The organism is Lichenihabitans sp. PAMC28606, from assembly GCF_020616535.1.
GTDB lineage: Bacteria > Pseudomonadota > Alphaproteobacteria > Rhizobiales > Beijerinckiaceae > Lichenihabitans > Lichenihabitans psoromatis.
In genome coordinates this window covers 2,809,052-2,830,469 of record NZ_CP085136.1, presented here as the reverse complement: position 1 = coordinate 2,830,469, position 21,418 = coordinate 2,809,052, and the positions used below count along the sequence as shown (strand labels likewise).

Below are 21,418 nucleotides of genomic sequence, written 5' to 3'. Positions count from 1 at the left end.
CGGAGCGGCCCGTTTGGCCACTCCGCCCCGTCTCAAGGTGTTGGTCTCATGTCCGAACGTCGAACCGATCGAGCATCATGACCTTGTTCCAGGCCTTGACGAAGTCATTGACGAAGCGAACGTGTCCATCGCTGCTGGCATAGACCTCGACGACAGCGCGAAGCTGGCTATTGGCGCCGAAAATAAGGTCACTTCGCGTGGCCTTGAACTTCGGCTGGCCGGTCGTGCGGTCGTCGAGCAAGAAGACCATGCCGGCCTCGTCCTGCTTCTTCCAGTCGTAATCCATGCTGGTCAGCACGGTGAAGAAGTCGTTGGTCAGGACGCCGACGCGATCCGTGAAAATGCCGGTCGCAGAACCGTCGTGGTTAGCACCCATCGCCCGCAGTCCACCAACCAGCGCAACCCACTCGGGTGCGGTGAGGGCGAGCAGTTGCGCCTTGTCGAGGAACATCTGCTCGGGCGCGACACCCTGGGCCATCTCCGAGAACCGCTCGTCCACGTAGTTGCGGAAACCGTCGGCGACCGGCTTCAACCACGTGAACATCTCGATGTCGGTCAGGTCTTGGGTCGTGTCGCGGCGACCCGGCGTGAACGGAACCGCGATCGGGACGCCGGCATCGGCCGCTGCCTTTTCGACAGCCGCGCAACCGCCGAGCACGATGAGATCGGCGAGCGACACCTTGACGGTCCCGGTCTGCTTGGCGTTGAAGCTGTCTTTGACCGTCTGCAAAGCCGCAACGACCGGAACGGTGCGGCGGTTGACGGCCCAGTCCTTCTGCGGCGCGAGTGCGAGGCGCCCACCATTGGCGCCGCCGCGCTTATCGCTGTTGCGGTAGGTCGCGGCCGCGGAAAAGGCGGTGAAGACGAGGTCGGATACCGAAACGCCCGTCGCCATGATCGCCTGCTTGAGAGCCGTCAGATCCGCTTCGCCGACCAGATCATAGTCGCGGGGCGGGATCGGGTCTTGCCACAGCAAACCGTTTTCGAGCGTCTTTTCCGGCCCGAGATAGCGTTCGCGCGGTCCCATGTCGCGATGGGTCAGCTTGTACCACGCCTTGGAGAAAGCCTGCGTGAACGCCTCGAAGTCGTTCAGGAACTTCTCACACACCGCGCGGTAGGCCGGGTCTGTCTTCAACGCGATGTCGCTGGTCATCATCATCAGCCCATGCGTCTTGCCCGGAATATGGGCATCGGGCGTCGTCGGCGCGGACGGGTCGATGGGGGTCCACTGCGAGGCGCCAGCGGGGCTTTTGACCTGCCGCCATTCGAACTTGAACAGATGCTCGAGGTAGGTGTTGTCCCATGTCGTCGGGTCGGGCGTCCAACTGCCTTCGATGCCATTGGTCATCGTGAATTGACCAGCGCCGGTCCCTTCCGGATTATGCCAGCCGAGTCCCATGGCTTCGATCGGCGCGATTTCGGGCGGCGGCCCGATCTTGGCGGCGGGGACCATGCCATGGCTCTTGCCGAAGGCATGTCCACCGGCGATCAGGGCCACCGTCTCCTCATCATTCATCGCCATGCGGGTGAAGGCGATGCGAATGTCGCGCGCCGAGCCCATAGGGTCGCCGTTCGCATAGGGACCCTCTGGATTGACGTAGATCAACGCCTGATGGGTCGCGGCCAACGGGTTCTCGAGATCATAGTCTGCGTCGCCGTTCTGACCGCGCCAACGCTTGTCGCGGGTCACCATGCTGTCATAGGACGTGACGTTCTTCGGATCCCAGACTTCCGGACCCCAATAGGTGCTGACATCAGCCTCCCATGCGTCGCGGCGGCCGCCGGCGAAGCCATAGGTCGGAAATCCCATGATCTCCAGGGCGCAATTGCCGGTGAGGACCATCAGGTCGCCCCAGGACAGCGCATTGCCGTATTTCTGCTTGATCGGCCAAATCAGGCGGCGGGACTTGTCGGTATTGCCATTGTCCCACCAACTGTCGATGGGCGCGAAGCGCTGCAGCGCCTCCCCGGCACCGCCGCGTCCGTCGGCGATGCGGTAGGTGCCCGCCGCATGCCACGCCATGCGGATCATCTGCGGGCCGTAATTGCCGTAATCGGACGGCCACCAGGCAACCGAGGACGTCAGGAATGTCTTGATGTCGGCCTTGAGCGCGTCGTAGTCGAGCGCCTCGAAAGCGCCGACATAGTCGAACTCGCCCAACGGATTGGCACCTGGGCCGTTGTGATGCAGCAGTTCGACCTTCAGCCGCTGCGGATACCAATCCGACAGCGTCGGAGGCGAGCCCTCGGCGCCGCCGATACGGTCGCCGCCAAAGGGACATTTACCGGGCATCTCGAAAGTCTTGGTGTCGGTTTTGTCGTCCTTGATGTCGAGCACGATAAGATCCTTCTGCCGAACGTCAGACCACGCGTTTGAAAAAACCGAATGCGGGTCGTTTGTCACTCTGGTGTCTCTTCGCTTATCTGGCCCGCAAAAGCCAGATCGGAGGACGCTTGGATGGTCGAGCCGGCAGCCTCAAAACAGCGCAACCGAGATCCTCGGTCGTCGGCACGCAGGCCGCCGCCCATCTGAAAACCACACAGCGGCGGTCGCGCCGCATCGATGTGACGATCCTCGCCTTGCCCCCGCGACAATGGGCAGCATGGGACGACGAGCGTCGGTCGCGGGGACCAGAGAGCGTGACCACTTCGGCCGAAACCTCGCCGCGGGCGCGCTCACTCCAGCACGACGGGGATCAGCGACAGCAGCAACAATCCCGCCATGCTCCAGTTGAACAAGCGGAGCTTGTAGGGGTCACTCAGGGCGCGGCGCAGCCCGGCGCCGAACAGCACCCAGACCGACACACAGGGAAACGTGACGGTGCCAAGCACCAGGGCCACCAACATGATGCTGGCGGTATAGTGACCCGGAACCGCGTAGGTGGCGCAGGCGCTGATCACGATGATCCATGCCTTCGGGTTGACCCACTGAAAGGCGGCGGCGTGGAAAAAGGTCATCGGCCCGCGTCCCGCCGCAGCCTCGCCGATAGTGGCCGAGCGCGCGATGCGGATCGCCAAAACCAGAAGATAGACGGCGCCGACCCATTTCAGGATGACGAACAGGACCGGCATGGCCGTGAACAGTCCAGCCAGTCCGAGGCCGACCAGCGCCGCCATGACGCCGAAGCCGATCGTCACGCCGCTCATATGCGGCAAAGTTCGCCGAAAGCCGAAATTCACGCCAGACGCCATCAGCATGACATTGTTGGGGCCGGGCGTGATCGACATCACGATGCCGAACAGGGCGAGAGCCGGCAGCAGCGCCAACATGGGGGCGCCTAGATGGCCAGCGGCCCACGCGAAATCGCGGCGACGCCGGTGCGTGACACTTCGACGAGACCGATCGGCCGCATCAACTCGACGAATTGGTCGATTTTTGCGGGGGCGCCGGTCAGTTCGAAGACGAAGCTCTCGATGGTCGCATCGATGACGCGGGCCCGGAAGGCATCGGCGAGGCGCATCGCCTCCATCCGGTTCTCGCCCTTGCCCCGCACCTTGATCATGGCGAGTTCGCGCTGGATCGACGTGTGCTCGATCGTCATATCGGTAACTTTTTGCACCGGAACGAGCCGCTCCAACTGATGACGGATCTGCTCGATGGCCTCCGGCGTGCCGGAGGTCACGATGGTGATGCGGCTGAGGTGTTCGGCATGCGCCACCTCGGCGACCGTGAGGCTCTCGATATTATAGCCGCGCCCGGCGAACAGCCCGACGACCCGTGCCAGGACACCGGGTTCATTGTCGACCAGAACCGAAAGCGTATGCGTCTCGGTGTTGGAGCGGACCAGGGCGGAGGAGTAAGGCGAGGGCGGCGACACGGGGGCGTTCATCGATCCATTTCCTTGTTGCTGGGAGGGTCAACGCCCCTCGCCAGTCTTCACATATCTGCGCGCGTCGCCTCAGCGACGAGACAGCCGACTCACACCAGCATCTTGCCTTTTTCGTCGATGACGCTGCCGAGTTCGATGCCGGCATCGTCTGCGAGGTCCGCCATGATCATCTCGTTATGGGCCTTGCCGGACGGGATCATGGGAAAGCAATTCTCCATCCGGTCCACCACGCAATCGAAGATCACGGCTTTCGGGCTATCGATCATCTCCTGGATCGCAGCGTCGAGATCATTCGGGTCGGAACACCGAATGCCGTGACCGCCATAAGCTTCCGCGAGCTTCACGAAATCGGGCAGCGCTTCCGAGTAGCTTTCGGAGTAACGCCCGCCGTGCAGCAATTCCTGCCACTGGCGCACCATGCCCATATAGCTGTTGTTGAGGATGAACACTTTCACGGGCAGCCGATACTGCAAGGCGGTCGACATCTCCTGCATGTTCATCAGGATCGACGCTTCGCCCGCGATATCGATCACCAGCGCCTCGGGATGCGCCATCTGCACGCCGATCGCGGCCGGCAGGCCGTAGCCCATCGTGCCCAGGCCGCCACTCGTCATCCAGCGGTTGGGTTCCTCGAATTGATAGTGCTGGGCGGCCCACATCTGATGCTGACCGACCTCGGTCGTGATGTATGTGTCGCGATGTCGGGTGAGTTCGTACAATCGCCTGATCGCGTGTTGCGGCTTGATCGTCGTTTTCGAGGCGCGGAACCCAAGCGAGTTGCGGTCGCGCCAGCCATCGATCTCATCCCACCAGGCCGAAAGGGCGGCAGCATCGGGACGCTGGGTCGACCCACGCCACAGGCGAACCATATCCTCGAGCACGAAGGCGCAATCGCCGACGATACCGAGATCGACCTTGACGACCTTGTTGATCGACGACGGATCGATATCGATGTGGATCTTCGTCGAGCCGGGCGAAAATGCGTCGAGCCGTCCGGTGATCCGATCGTCGAACCGCGAGCCGACCGCGATCATCAGGTCGCAATCATGCATGGCGTGATTGGCCTCGTAGGTGCCGTGCATGCCGAGCATGCCGAGCCAGTTGGCGCCGGAGGCCGGATAGGCGCCGAGCCCCATCAGCGTGGAGGTGACCGGGAAATTGGTGAGGCTGACCAATTCGCGCAGCAGCGTCGAGGCTTGCGGCCCCGCGTTGATGACGCCCCCGCCTGTATAGAACACGGGCTTCTTGGCGCGGGCCATCAGGTCGACGGCCTCACGGATCTTGTCGAGATCGCCTTTGATCTTCGGCCGATACGTCTTGTGCTGCACGTTGCTCGGCCCCGTGTAGGTTCCGAGCGCGAATTGCACGTCCTTCGGGATGTCGATCAGCACGGGGCCGGGCCGGCCATGCGAGGCGACATAAAAAGCCTCATGCAGGATCCGCGGCAGATCCTCGATGCTCTTCACCAGATAGTTGTGCTTCGTGCAGTGGCGCGTGATGCCGGTCGTGTCACATTCCTGGAACGCATCGGAGCCGATCAGGTGGGTCGGAACCTGTCCGGTGATACAAACGAGCGGGATCGAGTCCAGCAGCGCATCGGTCAATCCGGTGACCGCGTTGGTGGCGCCGGGGCCGGACGTGACCAACAGAACTCCGACTTTACCGGAGGAGCGCGCATAGCCTTCCGCCGCATGGGCGGCGCCCTGCTCGTGGCGAACCAGAATATGACGGACGCTGGTCTGCTGGAAGATCGCGTCGTAGATCGGCAGGACAGCCCCGCCGGGATAACCGAACAGCGTCGTGACACCCTGATCCTTCAGAGCCTCCACGACCATTTGGGCTCCCGTCATCTGTCTCGACATAGCGTGCTCCGTTCGAACCGTTTTGGCTTTGGCGTGGAGGAATTGCAGGCAATAAAAAAGGCCCTCAAGGGGCCTTCGGGGTCAGCGCCGAACGTGGGAAGCGAGGTTTAACCTCGTCCCGCTCCAGGCGCTGTCGATACTACGAGAATGAGGTTGGACACAATGGCTCCATGCCAGCCGAAATCAGGACCTGTTGGTATCAGCGGCTTGGACAAGCGTCAAGCGGATCAGACGCTCCTTATCGCATCGTTCCGATCAAACGTTCATATTCCGCCTCCGGAACGCCATAGCTGTCGCCTGCGATCTGCTCGAGCATTGGGCGATTGATCACACGGATATTGCCCCGCGTTGCCTTGATGACATGCGATCCCTCGAGCACATGGATGGCCTCGGTGACGCCGGAGCGGCGGACCCCCAGCATGACGCCCAGAAATTCGTGGGTCAGAGAGAGATCGTCCATCTCGAGCCGGTCATGTGTCATCAGAATCCAGCGCGCGAGCCGCTGGCCGATGATGTTGCTCCCATTGGAGACCGCCGTGTAATTCGTCTGCGTCATGTAGACCTGAACGAACCGCAGCAGCAGCGGCCGGAGCACGATGCTCTTCTCCATGACGTCCATCATGATCGAAACCGGAAGCCGATAGGCATAGCCTTTGCCTTGGACGATATGCATGCACGGGGATCGATCGACGCCAAGAACGACGTTGGAGGGACCCATGCCGTCGCGCCCATAGATGCCGACCTCGAGCCGACGCCCCTCGGTCGTGATCGCAATCTGCGACATCAGGCCTTGTTCGGGAAAGAACGCAAAGTCGCAAGGCTCGTTTGGCTCAATGATCCGATCACCGAGTGTCCAGGTCACACGTTCGAGGCTGGATGACAGCAAGCCAAATTCGTCAGCCGGGAGTGCGGCCAGGAGACGATTGCGAATGTCCTTTTGATGAAGACCCGACAAAACTCTTCCGCAACCGGAGGGCTCGATCCCAGTCAGTCCTACGACTTCATGGAACGATCGCGCCTAAGGCTTCTTTGGTCGAGCGGCATGCCTCGCACGATCGTCACGCGCAGGCGCTCTAAGGCGAGAGCGAACCTCTCTCAGCCGCTTGCGCCCTCAATCACAGCAAGTGGTCCTTCGTGCATGTCATGAAGCCCAGGCGACTGCCCTAACAATTGTTAGCAAGCCGCGAATGCGTCAGACCCGCTAGCCTTTTAGTAAAGTTGGGACGCTATCTGACGCTTCTCGGGTCGGGCTTCAAAGAAGCGGGTGATGCGTCTAACAAAAACCATGTTCGAACGTGTTTACACCAAGCTCAGGCTTTCGGACGTTATTTTGGGCCGGGAACCCCAGCTGATTGAACAGGTGGGACGGGTTCGGAGAGTTGAGGCTCACGAAAATTTCGTCCATCAGGGCGAAGCCTCAACGGTGCTGCATTTTCTTCTCACGGGCTACGCCTGCCGCTACAAGCTGCTGTCCGACGGGCGTCGCCAGATCGCCGCAATCTTGGTGCCGGGCGACAGTTGCGACCTGCGTGGCTTGTTGCAAAAGACGCTCGACTACAGCGTCAAGACGCTCACCGATTGCACGATCGTCGAAATTCCTCGCAGCGCCGCGCTCGGCTGGACCGAGACTCACCCCCGCCTCACCCGCGCGCTCTAGTGGTCGTGCATGGCCGACGAAGCCGTGTTGCGCGAATGGCTGGCCAATGTGGCGCGCCACGACGCGCGGCAGCGGATCGCGCATCTCTTCTGCGATCTCCTGTTTCGCTTGCAGGCGGTCGGCCTTGCCGGGGAGAACAGCTACGATTTCCCGCTCACGCAGGAGGAGCTGGGCGACATGACCGGACTGTCGACGGTGCATGTCAACCGAACCTTACAAGAATTGCGGATCGATGGCTCCGTGATCCTCAAGGGTCGTCGCATGACGATCATCGACATCGAGCGTTTGAAGACCATCGGCGCCTTCGAGGGCAGTTACCTCAAGGTTTGACCGATCGGCGGGCACGCCGCGCGATCGTCTGGGCTGGGCATCGCCGCCCTTTCGGCGTTAAACGTCGGGTCGAACCATTCTCCCGTGCGAGCCGCCATGACGTTATCTCCGATCCAGGCCGACGCTCTATCGCTTCCCGGCATCCGGCACGCTTTCTTCACCCGCGAAGGCGGCGTTTCGACCGGCGTCTATGCAGGGCTGAATGGCGGCGTCGGGTCGCGCGATGCTCCCGAGGCCGTCGGTGAAAACCGAGCCCGCATGGCGCAATATCTCGGGGTCGCGCCGGACGACCTCGTCGTGCCGTTCCAGGTCCATTCGGCCGACGTGCTGCTGATCGACGCCCCCTTCAGGTCCAACGATCGGCCGCGCGTCGATGGCCTCGTGACCAGAACGGTCGGTCTGGCGATCGGCGTGACGGGTGCGGATTGCGGCATCGTGCTCATGGCCGATGCCGAAGCAGCCGTCGTCGGAGCCGTCCATTCGGGCTGGAAAGGCGCGCTGACCGGCGCGCTCGAGGCCACTGTCGAGACGATGGTGCAGGCCGGTGCGCGGCGCGATGCCATCACGGCCGTGCTGGGCCCGACTATCGGCCAAGCGTCCTACGAGGTGGGGCCGGAATTCGTCGATCGCTTCGTTTCAATCGAGCAGACCAATGCACGCTTCTTCGCGCCCTCCCCCCGCCAGGACCATGCGTTGTTCGATCTCCCCGCCTTCATCGGGGCGCGACTGACGGGCGCCGGCATCGGCCGGTTCGTAGGGCTTGGCCTCGACACCTATCCGGACGAACGCCGCTTCTACAGCTACCGCCGGGCCACGCATCGGGGCGAGCCCGATTATGGCCGCCTGGTCGCGGCCATTGCGCTCGCCCGCTGACGATCAGGTCGTCGGCTGTGTCTTGGCGGCCTTATCGGCCGTCATCAGGTCGACGAACTGACGGAACAGGTAGTGGCTGTCACGCGGGCCGGGTGACGCCTCGGGGTGATGCTGCACCGAGAAGACCGGCTTGCCATTGAGCGCGATGCCGCAATTCGAGCCGTCGAACAACGAGACATGCGTCTGCCGCGCACTCGCCGGCAGGGTCGCGGGATCGACCGCGAAACCATGGTTCATCGACACGATCTCGACCTTGCCGGTGCCGGTATCCTGAACGGGGTGGTTCGCGCCATGGTGGCCCTGGTGCATCTTCATGGTCTTGGCTCCGACCGCTAGGGCCAGCATCTGATGTCCGAGGCAGATGCCGAAGGTCGGCACGCTGTTCTCGATCAGACCTTGAATGACCGGCACCGCATATTTGCCCGTCTCGTCCGGATCTCCCGGACCATTTGACAAGAACACGCCATCCGGTTTGAGAGCCATGATCTCGTCGAGCCCGGTCGTCGCCGGCACCACCGTCACGGCGCAACCGGCATCGGCCAACAGCCGCAGGATGTTGCGCTTCACGCCATAGTCGATCGCCACGACCCGATGCTGCGGCGCGGTCTGCTGGCCATAGCCGTCGCCGAGAGTCCAGACCGTCTCGGTCCATTCGTAGCGCTGGCGTGTGCTCACCTCCGGCACGAGATCGGTCCCGACGATGCCATGCCAGGCGGCAGCCTGCGCCTTCAAGGCCTCGCGATCGAAACTGCCGTCGGGATCATGCGCGATGACGGCATTCGGCATGCCCTTGTCGCGGATCAACGCCGTCAAGGCGCGCGTGTCGATGCCGCCCAGTCCGACGATCCCGCGTCGCTCGAGCCAACGCCCGAGATGCCCGGTTGCGCGATAGCTCGCCGGATCGGTGATCGGCGCATGGAGGATCACGCCGCGGATGCCCGTGGCGGCCGCCATGTTGACGGTTTCGATATCGTCCTCGTTGGTCCCGACATTGCCGATATGCGGGAACGTGAAGGTGATGATCTGCCCGGAATAGGACGGGTCGGTCAGGATTTCCTCGTAGCCGGTCATCGCCGTGTTGAAGCAGACCTCGCCGACCGAGGTGCCGACGGCGCCGAAACCGACCCCTTCGAAGATCGTGCCATCCGCAAGGATCAGCAGCGCGGTGGCCTTCGGCTCGGTCCAGCCGCCAGTTGTCGTCTCGTCCTGGCTCGTCATCATGGCCTCGAAGTTTGGGAGGGCGGGGGGCGCAAGCGCCCGCTCACGCGCGTTGCATGCGATGTGTTGGGCTGCTCGACGCCTGTCAAGCCGTAAGTCGACGTTGACTTATCAAACCGAGCCCCGACATTGCGCGCATGAGTGCAACCGCATGAGCTTGTCGTCCGAAGAGGTCGAGCGTTACGCTCGGCATATCGTGCTGCGCGAGATCGGTGGCCCTGGCCAGAACAAGCTGAAGGCGGCTCGCGTTCTGGTGATCGGGGCCGGCGGCCTCGGCGGCCCTGTGTTGCAATATCTCGCGGCCGCCGGAGTCGGCACGCTCGGCATCGCCGATGATGATCACGTTGCGCTGTCGAACCTGCAGCGCCAGGTTTTGTTCGCGACCGCCGATATCGGTCGACCCAAGGCCGAGCGGGCCGGCGCGGCGCTGGCGGCCATCAACCCGCATGTCGCGATCGTGCTGCATCCGATGCGGATCATGGCCGACAATGCCGAAGGGTTGATCGCGACTTACGACATCATCGTCGACGGTTCGGATAATTTTGCCACGCGCTACGCCGTCTCCGACGCCTGCTACCACGCGCGGCGGGCGCTCGTCACCGGCTCGATGGGCACGTTCGATGGCGCAGTCACGACGCTGCGGCCGTTCGAGAGCAATGCCGCCGGCACCCCGAACCCGACCTATCGCTGCCTGTTTCCCGAGCCGCCACCCGAAGGCAGCGTGCCGACCTGCGCCGAGGCGGGGGTGCTGGGCGCACTGACGGGAATCGTCGGGAGCACCATGGCGCTCGAAGTGATCCGCGAAATCGTCGGTTTCGGCGAGGGGCTGGTCGGCCGGCTTCTGCTGATGGACACCCGCTCGATGCGCTTCGAGACCCTGCGCTATGCCTGGGACGCCGACAATCCGCTGAGCGGCACAGCCGCGACAGCCGGGACCTGACGCGTGCCGCGCCCCCACTGGACCCGTCGCCTCGCGAAAGGGGTTGCGGCGCTCCGACCGGTCCGGCGGGCCGCCCCCCTCGCGCCTCCCGAACGTGGGCCGCCGCCTCCACCGGCCCTCGCCTTGTCGCAGCGCCTGTCCTACCGCCTGCAAAACAGCCGCTATGCCGCCGGCCCAAAGCCCGCGCAGACGCTAGCGACCCTCGTCCATCTCGAGGCCGAGCCGGTGTTCGTCCGGTTGATGTATGTCAACGACGACCCGGAGCCCTGGACGATCGATGGCGCGGCCGTGGCTGCGACGTCGGCGCTCGGCAACGGGGTGGATCCGCTGAACGCGGCGGGTGACCCCGACCCGAGCCTGTGGCGGCCGGTGACGTTTCAGGCGAAGGGACGCGACAGCCAGCCGCTCGATCTGATCGAGGGCGGCGACACGACCCTGACGCTGCCGGGAAACCGGCTCGATGTCGGCCGCCCGGTGCATGCGTTGTCGGATTGGGTGCCGCTGCGCGCCCTTTCCCGCCGCGATGGGGGCAGCGGCTGGCTGTTGCTCGTCCGCACCTTCTCGCATGGTTCGATCCGCTTTGCCGCGAGTGTCGGCCTTCCCGATCCTGCGGTCGGCCTGCTGCATCGCGGGTTTTCGGCCGATGGCGATCAAACGATTCCTGCGACGTCCGGACGATTCGAGCGCGACGACACGCTCTTCGCCTGCCATGGCGTGCAATTCATCACGCCGGTCGCGGGCGCGACCGTGATCGGCATCGGCGACAGCATCATCCACTCGTCCTGCACGAGCGGCGAGGTCAGCGGCTTCGGGATCAGGGCCTGCACTGCCATCTCGCGACTGGATCGACCCGTCAGCTACGTCAACGAGGGCTTTCCGGGCCGCAACTCGCTCGGTTTCTCGACCAACGGCCTCTGGGCGATCGAGACACTGCGGCCGCAGATTGCCATCATCCAGGCCTGGACCCGCAACGAAGCCTGGACGGCCGACCAGGCCGACATCGCGTTCGGGCGCGCCATGGCGATGGCGGATGCGGCGCGCCGGGTCGGATGTGTGCCGATCCTGACCACGGCCCCACCCGTGTTCCACGACAACTCTGCGGGAGAGGCGGTTCGCTGTGCCGCCAACGCCAGGGTGCGGGCCGCCGCCGACAGCGGGATGTTGCTGCTTGATATCGACGCTCTCTGGCGGACCGAATCGACGCCCGCCGCCTATCGGCCCGAATATGATGCGAGCGACCAGACGCATCCAAACAATCTCGCCTGCGCGGTCGCGGCCGAGGCGCTGGCCCCGATGCTGTTGCGGATTTTAGGATGACCGCAACCGAAGAGTTGCGTCGCAGACGTCTCATGAAAGAGGGATGATGACCGGCTTACAGGCGAACGATCCCGCATATCCCGTGCAGAGGCAGCTCGACGCCTATAACGCGCGCGACATCGACGCGTTCATGGTGTGGTGGGCCGACGATTGCCAATATTACGCCTTCCCGGCGACCCTGCTGGCGAGCGGTTCGGCGGCGATCCGCGAGCGGCATGTCGAACGATTCCGGGAGCCGGATCTGCACGGCACGCTGCTGACCCGCCTGATCGTCGGCAACGTGGTCGTCGATCACGAGACGGTGCAGCGAAATTTCCCCGAGGGGCGGGGCGAGGTGGATGTGCTCTGCATCTACGAGGTCGAGCGCGGGATGATCGCAAAGGCGTGGTTCAAGCTCGGGGAGCGACGCCTGCATCCATCTGCGGCGTGAACCATAGTCGGTCCGCTGAAACACGACACGCGTGACACCTTTTTTTTTAAACCGGGTGCAGTGCTGGTTCGCCAATCACACCGACGCCGCCCCCCGCGATCAGCAGGGCGTTAGGCTAACATGCTGAGAGGTCAACTGTCGCCCTCGCGCGTCCGAGGTCGCGGCAGAACACGCCGCCATTCTGCAGGCTTTCCAAGCCGGAGACGGCCCAGCCGCGAACGAGGCGCTGCGCCACCATCTCGAAGGCGGCAAGCGCCGGCTGCTCGGAACGGAAGAGTAGGTAGACACAGGAGGGTGGCGCCCGTCTCACGGACGCGGCTCTCCCTTGCGACCGAGGTTCATCCGGCCTGCCCGAACCGAAGCTCCCATTCCGAGCGGGCCAGTCGGAAACACATCCACCGTGCGACTTTTCCCGACAGATCAAGGTCGGCATCGTAAATATGCCGCGCTCCGAATTTAGCGGTCGCCTTCTGGGAGCGAATATTTATCGGATCGATGTGAAACCACACCGCATCAAAGGTCGCAAAAGCATGTCCGAGCATGAGGCGCTTGAGCATCAGGTTGGTGTTGCCTCCCCAATATCTGATGTCGAGAAAGGTGAAGCCTATCGCGATCCCGTCTGGATGGTCGGGCGGCACATAGTAGCGCGAACACCCGATCATGTGCCCCGACGCCCTGTCGATAACCGCGAGAGTCGAGTGGCTTGCGAGCAGAAAATCGAAGTAGGGCTCGAACACCTCAGGCTTGAAGCGATCCTTCACCGGATGGCCTGCCCATGTGTCAGGATTGCGCGCGGCCTCCTGCAGACCCACAAGATCGTCGCGCCGGAGCGGGCGAAGCAGGACGCTATCGCCAGCAAGCGTTGGCTGTGGGTCGAATGACGCCGGGGACATCAAAAGTTCTTTCGCCTGTCAGGCCAAGATCGTCGGGTGACGATGCCGGTCTGCTCTGCAAAGGGAGCTGCCTCAATCACGAGCGTGTGACGCATGTGGAATGGGTGGCACGCGACGCCGCTTCCGCCGCTTGGCACAACTGGAGCCAGATCTCGAACGACACGGCCCAGGCTTTCCCATCGAAGCCGACGCGATCGATCGATCCAGCCATCAGCCCCGGCCGGATCAGCCGCACGCTGCCGGGTCGATCGCCGCCCGGCGTGGCTTGAACACAGAGAAGGCGGTTCTGACCATACCGCAGCAAGGCGTCATGCAGCCGGATCAGATCGTCGTCCGTCAGCACCGCGGCAGCCTGGAACACCATGATCTTCTCGGCAGCACGAAGATCGTCGAGCAGCTTGGTGCGGAGATATTGCAGGCGACGGCAGAGCTTCTGATAAATCCGCGCCTCGTTGCCCTCGTCTCGCGGCATGAACGTATGCATGGCAAGGCCATAGACGCGATCGGTGGTGTAATATTCGTGGTTGCTCGGGTTGAGCTCCATCACGGTCCTGTCGGGCGTGCCGACGCCGTCGAAATCAACCGCTAACCCGCTCAGCAATTTGTCGAACGTGATGCCGGTCCAACGCAGCAGCCCGAGCGGCTCGGCGCCGAAATGGCGCTGCACGAAGCCAAACTCGCAGTTCTCGCCAAGACTCTCGAAGCCCATGAACAGGTCCCGGAATTGCGGTTCGTGGCCGCTCTCCCGATCGGTCGGCAACTCGGGCGGTGCGGACTGCGCCGCAGCGTGAGCCTGGTCGACCAGACGATCGACCTCAGCCAGATTGGCGCGGTTCTGGCTTTCGACCCAGCCAGTCCGGATCGTCGGATGGGTTGGGAAGCAAGCCCGTAACGCAGTCCAACGCCGCATCGCTTCCACCGAGTCGCCTCGATCGTCAGCCACCCAGGCATGATTGATCGCAAGATTCTCGTCATTCGGATATTGCGCCATGCCGGCCACGAGCGCCGCATCAGCGTCATCGAACCGCTTCAAGCGCCGAAAGCTGGCCCCCACCCCCGCATAGCCGTAGGCCGCCTTCGGAAAACATGTCCTCACGTCCTGCCAGCGGCGCAGTCCCTCGGCCCAATCGCCTCGCATATCGGCCGTTGCCGCATATTCGGATGCGATCGAGGCTTCCGACGGAAACAAGACGCGCCCCCGCAGCAGAATCGCATCGGCCTCATCGAACCGCTGCTGCTCGCGATAGGCCCGCGCCATGGCCTCATAGCCATGAGGCCGTTTAGGAAAATGGGCGACGAGATGCGAGGCGAAAGTCAGCGCCGCCTCATGGTCGCCACTCCGATGCGCGGTTGCTGCGGATTCCAGCCAGATGTTGGGGTCATCCGCGAAAGCCTGTCGCGCCGTCGACAAAACGCCAGAGGACTCCGCACAGCGGTTGAGCTTTCGCAAAGCGCCCGCGTAACCCGCATGCGAGATGGCGGCCTGCGGGTTGTCGGTCCAGATCGTTTTCCATCGCGCCGCCGCCTCATCGAGGCGCCACTGCCGCTCGAGATCGTTCGCCTGTTTGATCGCGAGGATAAGCCTCTGAGTCTTGCGTCGATCCTCGCGGAAGAAGCCGAGAAGGACGTCGGCCGTATAGGTCTTGAGATGGGGCAGGATGTTGCGCGGTGTGCGACGGAGTTCCGCGATCACGTCCCCGGCATTCCGCAAAATCGATTTGACCAAAGTCCAGCCTCAACCACCAGCGGGCGATTGCCCTTTCGAAAACAACAGGCGCAACGCACTGGCGTGTCAACCCAAACGCGCGGTCGCGGCGGCTTTCTGGACATCGTGAGACGCAGGACGTAAAGCGCCGCTCAGCCTCGGGAGCCGATCCGCATGAGCCTTACGCCCACCCTGCACTGGTTGCCGCCGAGCGAGGCGTGGCGCGACCAATTGCAGGCGTTTCGCAAGACCGACCAACCCTGTTGGAGCGATGCTGTCGCGCTCGCACAGACACGCCTGGATTTTCTCCGCACCAATGGTCTCGATGCCGCAATGAAGCTGGCCTTTTCCGAGCCGCCAGAAGAAACAGGCGGCTCGCAGCCGGTGCGGCTCGCAATCCTTGGCTCTTCCACGACGGCCCACCTTGCCGCTGGCATTCGCGTCGGCGGCCTGCGGCGCGGCCTGTGGGTGACGACCGAAGAGGCCGATTATGGACAATATCGGCAAGCGCTGACCGAGCCAACGTCCCGTTTACACGGTTTCGCGCCGACCCATATCCTGCTCGCCCTCGACGCGCATCACCTGCTGGCGGGGGTCGATGCCTCGCTCACTGCAACCGAGGCCGACGCGGTTTTGCACGACATTATCGCCCGCATCGAGGATCTTTGGAGTCTGGCGCGCGATCGGTTCGGCTGCGCCGTGATGATGCAGACGCCCCTGCCGATCTATCCGGTCTTGATGGGTTCCAACGAGCATCGCCTTCCTGGCTCCCGGGCCGCCCTGCTGAGGCGCTTGAACGAGGCGCTTCGCGTGAAAGCCGACCAGCATGGCGTCGATCTCGTGGCGATCGACGATCGGGCCGCGCGGGACGGGCTATCGGGTTGGCATGACCCGGCCTTGTGGCATCGTGCCAAGCAGGAGGTCGCGCCCCCGGCCGCGCCGGTCTATGGCGACCTCGTGGCCCGGGTTTTGGCCGCCCGCCAGGGTCGCTCCGCCAAATGTCTGGTCCTCGATCTCGACAATACGATTTGGGGCGGCGTGGTGGGGGACGATGGGAGCGACCGCCTGGTGCTTGGGCAAGGCAGCGCGCTTGGCGAGGCGTTCGCGGCCGTTCAGGCCTATGCGAAGGACTTGGCTCGACGCGGCGTCATTCTGGCGGTCTGTTCAAAGAACGACGAGGCCAATGCGCTTGAACCGTTCGACCGCCATCCCGAGATGGTGTTGAAGCGGAGCGACATCGCCTGCTTCGTGGCCAACTGGGGCGATAAGGCCAACAACATCCGCGAGATCGCGACGCGGCTGACGATCGGTCTCGACGCCATGGTGTTCGTCGACGACAACCCGTTCGAGCGCAATCTGGTGCGGGCGGCCCTGCCGATGGTTGCGGTGCCGGAGGTCCCCGACGATCCGGCGCTGGTGCCGAACTGTCTCTCGGACGCGGGCTATTTCGAAAGCCTCGCGATCACGGCGGACGACCGAGCCAGGACGGCGCAATATCGCTCCAACCTCGACCGGATCGCGATCCGGTCTTCGGCGACCGATGTGCCGGCCTATCTTCTGAGCCTCGATATGCGGTTGATCCACGCGCCCTTCGATCGGGTGGGTCTGCAGCGCATCACGCAATTAATCAACAAGACCAATCAATTCAACCTGATGACCCAGCGCCTGGACGAGGCTGCCGTCGCCGCCTTGATCGATGATCCAAATGCCTTGACGATGCAGGCGCGCCTGACCGACCGGTTTGGCGACAACGGCATGGTCGCGGTCGTGATCGGGCGAAAGACAGGCGCGACCCTCGTGATCGACACGTGGCTGATGAGTTGTCGGGTGCTCGGGCGCGAGGTCGAGGTCGCGACCCTCGCGGTGCTGGTCGAAGCCGCGCGACGCTGCGGCCTGACCCACCTGATCGGGCAATATCGTCCCACCGCCAAGAACGGCATGGTGGCCGATCATTATGCTAAACTTAGTTTCAAGCCGATGCGGACCGAGCCCGACGGCACCGTCCTGTCGATGCTCGATCTCGCGACCAACACGGCCGCCGACGTGCCAATCACGATCGTTGCGGCACAGTCCGTTGGGCCGCCGAGCGCCACGACGCCGACCGATCTGACGCAGGAGCGCCGCAGATGACCCAAGCCGAGATCTACTCGATTCTTGCCGAGATCTTCGACGACGTTTTCTTGCGCGAGGTGTCGCTACGGCCCGACCTCAGCGCCAAGGATGTCGACGGCTGGGACTCGTTCAAGCAGATCGACATCGTCATGGCGGTCGAGGAGCGGTTCGGCTTCAAGGCCGCCACGAAAGATCTCGATGCGCTGCAGACCGTGGGGGATCTTGTGCAGCTCATCGTGACCAAGACGGCTTGAAGACCAACGTCCGCTACGAGAGACGTTCGCCGCGCGGTTCATGTCAACATGGTCGATGCTCGACAAGGTCGCGGAACTGTGATGTTGACGCTCCAGGGCCTTGCGGCGCTGACCTTGCCTCACATGATGCTCGACCTGTGGTTATCGCACCAGGAAGCGGCGCATGCCAAAAGGGGTCACCGCGCGAGCTAGGGACATCGTCAGCGTCTCACCCACTCGGCTCGTGAAAGCGGAACGTCGACGATGGGTCGCTTGGCCAGTTCTCGGTCATGCTTTTCGTTGCCAAGACACCGGACGTTGCCTATGCGGTGGTGATGTCATCTTAGACACGGCCGATCCCCTGGCCTCGGCCGTGTCAGCTGAGTAATGCCGTCTTGTCCACACCGAAATCGCTCGACGGATTGCTCAATCTCCTCGCCTTCGTGAAGATTGTCGAAGCGGGTTCGTTCGCCGAAGCGGCGCGTCGCGCCGGAACCACGACCTCGGCGATGTCCAAAGCCGTGACGCGATTCGAGCAGAGCCACGGGATCCGGCTGCTGCATAGAACCACCCACGCGCTCTCGATGACGCCGGAAGGCGAGCGTCTGCTGGAGGGGGCGCGTGATCTCATGCGCGGGGCAGAGCGGCTGGAGGCCTCGCTCGGGGAGTCGGGTCAACATGGCGCATACGGACGGGTTCGGATCAGCCTGCCGGGTGCCCTCGCCCGCGCGTGCGTCGTGCCGATCTTGCCGCGCCTCCAAGCCGAGCACCCCGGGATCGACATCGAGCTCGGCTTCGACCACACGTCGTTGGACCTCGGCGCCGAAGACATCGATATCGCGCTCCGATCCGGCCGCATCGAGGATCAATCCGGGCTCGTGGCCCGCACGTTGACCACCTTCCCTTGGGTGCTTTGCGCCTCGCCGGCTTATCTCGCCTTGCGCGGTATTCCGACCTCGCCGACCGACCTGAGCGGTCACGAGCAGATCGGCTTCCGCAACGCCGGCACAGGGCAGTTGCAGCCGTGGATCTTCGCCGACCCAAAGCGTAAGCCGGCTTTATCAACGATCCGCCATGTGCCGCCATCGCGCCTTGTGGTCGACGGCGGCACGACCGCATGGACAATGGTGTTGGCCGGTATGGGCCTCGCTTGGGTGCCCTCTTGGCTCGGCCGCGAGGACCTGCGACAGGGCCGCGCTATCGAGGTTCTGCGCGATTGGCGGATCCCCGAAACCAGGCTATCGGCCGTGCGTCTCGACAAGGATCTGACGCCAAAGCGAACCCAGATCGTTCTCGATATCCTCGCGGCCGCCGCGCCAGGGTGGCGGGGTGAGGGTTAGGCAACACAGCGATTGTTGGAAATTCCGTTACGCTTTATTGAAATGGTAATGAGCAAATCTTGAAGCGGGAGCCAGCGGTAAATTCAAACTGAGACACTACCTAGCAACGATATGGATTGACTTACCCGTGATTGGAACTAACGAGTCAAACGATTCCTATTCAGAGTCTAGATTTGGACCGTTCTTGTCACGAGTTATCCGCTGCGATCAACGACTTGATGGCTCGAAGCGATAAGCCTCACCCCGCCGGGCTGACGAACCCTTCCAGCACCATCTTGCGACCCGCTTTGTCGAAATCGACCGTCAGCTTATTGCCATCGACCTGCGCCACAGTGCCGGGCCCGAACTTCTGGTGGAACACCCGCGCCCCGGCCGTATAGGACGAGGCGACCGAGGATTTAGCCACCAACTCGCCTTCGATCAGCATGGGTCCCCCGCGTCCGATCTTGCCGAATCCGGAGCCTCGCTCGGCAAAGCCGCTGGCGGCCCGCTCCGCCGCGCCCTTCTGGGCGCGCTGCCAGCCCGGCGTGTCGTAGCTCGACGCAAACCCCTTCATCGTGTCGAAGCGCGAGGCGCCATAGCCACCATAGCGGGTGGCTTGCGCGGCTTCGGTCACCTCGACATGGGCCTCGGGCAATTCATCGACGAAGCGCGACGGAATGGTGGTCTGCCACAGGCCATGAATACGGCGATTGGTGGCAAAGAAGATCTTGGCGCGCCGTTTCGCCCGTGTGACGCCGACGTAAGCGAGGCGGCGCTCCTCCTCAAGGCCGGCCCGCCCGTTCTCGTCCATCGAGCGTTGGGAGGGAAACAACCCTTCCTCCCAGCCGGGCAGGAACACGGTATCGAATTCGAGCCCCTTGGCTCCATGCAGCGTCATGATCGACACGCGCGGGCCTTCGTTGGCCGTATCGGTATCCATCACCAGCGAAATATGTTCGAGGAACGAGGCAAGGCTCTCGAAATCCTCCATGGAGCGAACGAGTTCCTTGAGGTTGTCGAGCCGTCCGGCCGCTTCCGCGGTGCGGTCTTTCGTCCACATGTCGGTGTAGCCGGATTCCTCCAGAATGGTCTCGGCCAGGCGACTATGGTGCAGCGTCGGGATCAGGGTCGCCCAGCGCTCGAAGTCGCCAAGCAAGGCCCGCAGTGTCTGCCGCTGCTTGGGCTTGAGATCCTCGGTCTCGACGAGTTCGCGGGTGGCCTGCATCATCGGCACGCCCTGCCGGCGACCGTAATCGTGCAACACCTGGAGCGTGGCATCGCCGAGCCCACGCTTCGGCGTGTTGGCGATCCGCTCGAACGCAAGATCGTCAGCCGGCTGCGCCACGCAGCGCAGGTAAGCCAGGGCATCGCGAATTTCGAGCCGCTCGTAGAAACGCGGGCCGCCGATCACCTTATAGGGAAGGCCGAGCGTGATGAACCGCTCCTCGAATTCTCGCATCTGAAACGAGGCCCGGACAAGGATCGCGATCTCGTCAAGCGATTGCCCACGGCGCTGCAATCGCTCGATCTCGTCGCCGACCTGCCGCGCTTCTTCTTCAGAATCCCACACGCCGGTGACGGTGGGCTTCTCGCCCAACTCGTCGTCGGTGAACAAGGTCTTGCCGAGCCGCCCCTCGTTTTGTGCGATCAGATGGGCGGCCGTTCCGAGAATATGGCCGGTCGAACGATAGTTGCGCTCCAGCCGAACCACGGTCGCGCCCGGAAAATCCTTCTCGAACCGCAGAATGTTTTCGACCTCGGCACCGCGCCACCCATAGATCGATTGATCGTCATCGCCGACACAGCACAGATTCTGGGTCGCCTGCGCGAGCAGACGCAACCACAGATATTGCACCACATTGGTGTCCTGGTACTCGTCCACCAGCATATATTTGAAACGACCCTGGAACTGCGCCAGCACATCCGGATGGTCCCGGAGTAACCGCAAGCCTTCGAGCAGCAGGTCGCCAAAATCGGCTGCATTCAGTTGCTTCAACCGCGCCTGATAGGCCGCATAGAGAAGTCCGCCCTTGCCGTTGGCGAAGGCGCTTGCCTCGCCGGCCGGAACCTTGGAGGGCTCGAGGCCGCGATTTTTCCAGGCATCGATCTGAAACGAGAGGGCGCGGGCGGGCCACCGCTTGTCATCGACATTCTCAGCCTGCAGCACTTGCTTCATCAGCCGGATTTGATCGTCGGTATCGAGGATCGTGAAGCTGGATTTAAGCCCGACCAATTCGGCGTGGCGGCGGATGATCTTGGTCGAGATCGAATGGAACGTGCCGAGCCACGTCATGCCTTCGGCGGCCGGACCGATGAGGGCGGCCACCCGCTCCTTCATCTCGCGCGCGGCCTTGTTGGTGAAGGTCACGGCCAAAATCTCATGCGGCCGCGCCCGGCCGGTCGCTACGATATGGGCGATCCGCGTCGTCAGCACACGCGTCTTGCCCGTCCCGGCTCCCGCCAAGACCAGCACAGGCCCATCCAACGCTTCGATGGCGGCCTGCTGCTCCAGATTGAGATTTTTGAGATAGGCTGCCGCAGGGGCCGCCGCCGCGCGAGCCCGCTCGGCAATGCCGCCCGGTCGCGGGCGAGGCCCAGCCTCGGCGGGGATCTGGTCGGCCAAAAGCACGCTCCGGCGTGAAAGAAGAACGAAGGGCGAATCTTTCAGCAACATGGGGGTTGGGTGCCCCAATGTC

The 21,418-nt window shown here is 63.3% G+C and carries 19 protein-coding genes; 10 read left to right on the top strand and 9 right to left on the bottom strand.

Annotated elements, in window-relative coordinates; translation table 11 throughout:
* Positions 1-46: 46 nt before the first annotated feature.
* From katG to LGH83_RS13310, 5 genes are all read right to left on the bottom strand, one after another.
* Positions 47-2,293 carry a catalase/peroxidase HPI gene (katG, locus tag LGH83_RS13330; protein ID WP_227401843.1) on the bottom strand — a complete coding sequence of 749 codons (2,247 nt, stop codon included), beginning with the start codon at positions 2,291-2,293 and terminating at the stop codon, positions 47-49.
* A 383-nt stretch (positions 2,294-2,676) separates the two neighbouring features.
* Positions 2,677-3,270, bottom strand: coding sequence for a LysE family translocator (locus tag LGH83_RS13325; RefSeq protein WP_227399087.1), 594 nt, complete (start codon positions 3,268-3,270; stop codon positions 2,677-2,679).
* Positions 3,271-3,278: 8 nt separating this feature from the next.
* Positions 3,279-3,830, bottom strand: coding sequence for an acetolactate synthase small subunit (gene ilvN / locus LGH83_RS13320; RefSeq protein WP_131113961.1), 552 nt, complete (start codon positions 3,828-3,830; stop codon positions 3,279-3,281).
* A gap of 89 nt (positions 3,831-3,919) precedes the next feature.
* Entirely contained in the window at positions 3,920-5,692 is a 1,773-nt protein-coding gene (locus LGH83_RS13315) for an acetolactate synthase 3 large subunit (protein WP_227399086.1), read from the bottom strand.
* A 238-nt stretch (positions 5,693-5,930) separates the two neighbouring features.
* On the bottom strand, positions 5,931-6,647 hold the full coding sequence (locus LGH83_RS13310; RefSeq protein ID WP_227399085.1) for a Crp/Fnr family transcriptional regulator: 717 nt from the start codon (positions 6,645-6,647) through the stop codon (positions 5,931-5,933).
* A 468-nt stretch (positions 6,648-7,115) separates the two neighbouring features.
* Here LGH83_RS13310 and LGH83_RS19980 point away from each other — a divergent pair, with 468 nt between their 5' ends.
* From LGH83_RS19980 to pgeF, 3 genes are all read left to right on the top strand, one after another.
* Positions 7,116-7,349 (top strand): Crp/Fnr family transcriptional regulator, encoded by a 234-nt coding sequence (locus LGH83_RS19980; protein WP_264478955.1) that lies wholly within the window; start codon positions 7,116-7,118, stop codon positions 7,347-7,349.
* 9 nt (positions 7,350-7,358) lie between these two features.
* Entirely contained in the window at positions 7,359-7,679 is a 321-nt protein-coding gene (locus LGH83_RS13300; protein ID WP_227399083.1) for a Crp/Fnr family transcriptional regulator, read from the top strand.
* A 96-nt stretch (positions 7,680-7,775) separates the two neighbouring features.
* On the top strand, positions 7,776-8,552 hold the full coding sequence (pgeF, locus tag LGH83_RS13295) for a peptidoglycan editing factor PgeF (protein ID WP_227399082.1): 777 nt from the start codon (positions 7,776-7,778) through the stop codon (positions 8,550-8,552).
* A gap of 3 nt (positions 8,553-8,555) precedes the next feature.
* On the opposite strand, the gene carA is transcribed toward pgeF, so the two are convergent.
* Complete coding sequence (gene carA / locus LGH83_RS13290; protein WP_413771155.1) at positions 8,556-9,770, bottom strand: glutamine-hydrolyzing carbamoyl-phosphate synthase small subunit; 1,215 nt, start codon at positions 9,768-9,770, stop codon at positions 8,556-8,558.
* Positions 9,771-9,921: 151 nt separating this feature from the next.
* On the opposite strand from carA, the gene LGH83_RS13285 reads away from it, so the two are divergent.
* The 4 genes from LGH83_RS13285 (at position 9,922) to LGH83_RS20145 (ending at position 12,737) form a co-directional block, all read left to right on the top strand.
* Complete coding sequence (locus tag LGH83_RS13285) at positions 9,922-10,710, top strand: HesA/MoeB/ThiF family protein (protein ID WP_227399080.1); 789 nt, start codon at positions 9,922-9,924, stop codon at positions 10,708-10,710.
* Positions 10,711-10,713: 3 nt separating this feature from the next.
* Positions 10,714-12,027, top strand: coding sequence for a hypothetical protein (locus tag LGH83_RS13280; RefSeq protein WP_227399079.1), 1,314 nt, complete (start codon positions 10,714-10,716; stop codon positions 12,025-12,027).
* A gap of 43 nt (positions 12,028-12,070) precedes the next feature.
* Entirely contained in the window at positions 12,071-12,457 is a 387-nt protein-coding gene (locus tag LGH83_RS13275) for a nuclear transport factor 2 family protein (protein WP_227399078.1), read from the top strand.
* Positions 12,458-12,635: 178 nt separating this feature from the next.
* Entirely contained in the window at positions 12,636-12,737 is a 102-nt protein-coding gene (locus LGH83_RS20145) for a hypothetical protein (RefSeq protein ID WP_227401842.1), read from the top strand.
* Positions 12,738-12,795: 58 nt separating this feature from the next.
* Here the strand turns inward: LGH83_RS20145 and LGH83_RS13265 are convergent, their stop codons facing one another.
* Together LGH83_RS13265 and LGH83_RS13260 are read right to left on the bottom strand one after the other, a co-directional pair.
* Entirely contained in the window at positions 12,796-13,350 is a 555-nt protein-coding gene (locus LGH83_RS13265) for a GNAT family N-acetyltransferase (RefSeq protein ID WP_227399077.1), read from the bottom strand.
* A 76-nt stretch (positions 13,351-13,426) separates the two neighbouring features.
* Positions 13,427-15,076 (bottom strand): tetratricopeptide repeat protein, encoded by a 1,650-nt coding sequence (locus tag LGH83_RS13260; protein WP_227399076.1) that lies wholly within the window; start codon positions 15,074-15,076, stop codon positions 13,427-13,429.
* A gap of 153 nt (positions 15,077-15,229) precedes the next feature.
* Between LGH83_RS13260 and LGH83_RS13255 the strand changes: the two genes are divergently transcribed.
* From LGH83_RS13255 to LGH83_RS13245, 3 genes are all read left to right on the top strand, one after another.
* On the top strand, positions 15,230-17,185 hold the full coding sequence (locus LGH83_RS13255; protein WP_227399075.1) for an HAD-IIIC family phosphatase: 1,956 nt from the start codon (positions 15,230-15,232) through the stop codon (positions 17,183-17,185).
* Positions 17,182-17,421 (top strand): acyl carrier protein, encoded by a 240-nt coding sequence (locus tag LGH83_RS13250; protein WP_227399074.1) that lies wholly within the window; start codon positions 17,182-17,184, stop codon positions 17,419-17,421. Before LGH83_RS13255 ends, LGH83_RS13250 begins: the two co-directional genes overlap by 4 nt.
* Before the next feature lie 374 nt (positions 17,422-17,795).
* The gene (locus tag LGH83_RS13245) at positions 17,796-18,740 is read left to right on the top strand and encodes a LysR family transcriptional regulator (RefSeq protein WP_227399073.1); all 945 of its coding nucleotides are present in this window, start codon (positions 17,796-17,798) and stop codon (positions 18,738-18,740) included.
* Between the two features lie 238 nt (positions 18,741-18,978).
* Here the strand turns inward: LGH83_RS13245 and LGH83_RS13240 are convergent, their stop codons facing one another.
* Positions 18,979-21,396 carry an ATP-dependent helicase gene (locus LGH83_RS13240; protein ID WP_413771045.1) on the bottom strand — a complete coding sequence of 806 codons (2,418 nt, stop codon included), beginning with the start codon at positions 21,394-21,396 and terminating at the stop codon, positions 18,979-18,981.
* Between the last annotated feature and the right edge of the window lie 22 nt (positions 21,397-21,418).

Coding starts and splice junctions, on each gene's coding strand:
- LGH83_RS13325 (WP_227399087.1), bottom strand. CDS start 3,270: ATGTTGGCGCTGCTGCCGGCTCTCGCCCTGTTCGGCATCGTGATGTCG.
- LGH83_RS13250 (WP_227399074.1), top strand. CDS start 17,182: ATGACCCAAGCCGAGATCTACTCGATTCTTGCCGAGATCTTCGACGAC.
- carA (WP_413771155.1), bottom strand. CDS start 9,770: ATGACGAGCCAGGACGAGACGACAACTGGCGGCTGGACCGAGCCGAAG.
- ilvN (WP_131113961.1), bottom strand. CDS start 3,830: ATGAACGCCCCCGTGTCGCCGCCCTCGCCTTACTCCTCCGCCCTGGTC.
- pgeF (WP_227399082.1), top strand. CDS start 7,776: ATGACGTTATCTCCGATCCAGGCCGACGCTCTATCGCTTCCCGGCATC.
- LGH83_RS13265 (WP_227399077.1), bottom strand. CDS start 13,350: ATGTCCCCGGCGTCATTCGACCCACAGCCAACGCTTGCTGGCGATAGC.
- LGH83_RS13285 (WP_227399080.1), top strand. CDS start 9,922: ATGAGCTTGTCGTCCGAAGAGGTCGAGCGTTACGCTCGGCATATCGTG.
- LGH83_RS13315 (WP_227399086.1), bottom strand. CDS start 5,692: ATGTCGAGACAGATGACGGGAGCCCAAATGGTCGTGGAGGCTCTGAAG.
- LGH83_RS13300 (WP_227399083.1), top strand. CDS start 7,359: ATGGCCGACGAAGCCGTGTTGCGCGAATGGCTGGCCAATGTGGCGCGC.
- katG (WP_227401843.1), bottom strand. CDS start 2,293: ATGCCCGGTAAATGTCCCTTTGGCGGCGACCGTATCGGCGGCGCCGAG.
- LGH83_RS13240 (WP_413771045.1), bottom strand. CDS start 21,396: ATGTTGCTGAAAGATTCGCCCTTCGTTCTTCTTTCACGCCGGAGCGTG.
- LGH83_RS13275 (WP_227399078.1), top strand. CDS start 12,071: ATGATGACCGGCTTACAGGCGAACGATCCCGCATATCCCGTGCAGAGG.
- LGH83_RS13255 (WP_227399075.1), top strand. CDS start 15,230: ATGAGCCTTACGCCCACCCTGCACTGGTTGCCGCCGAGCGAGGCGTGG.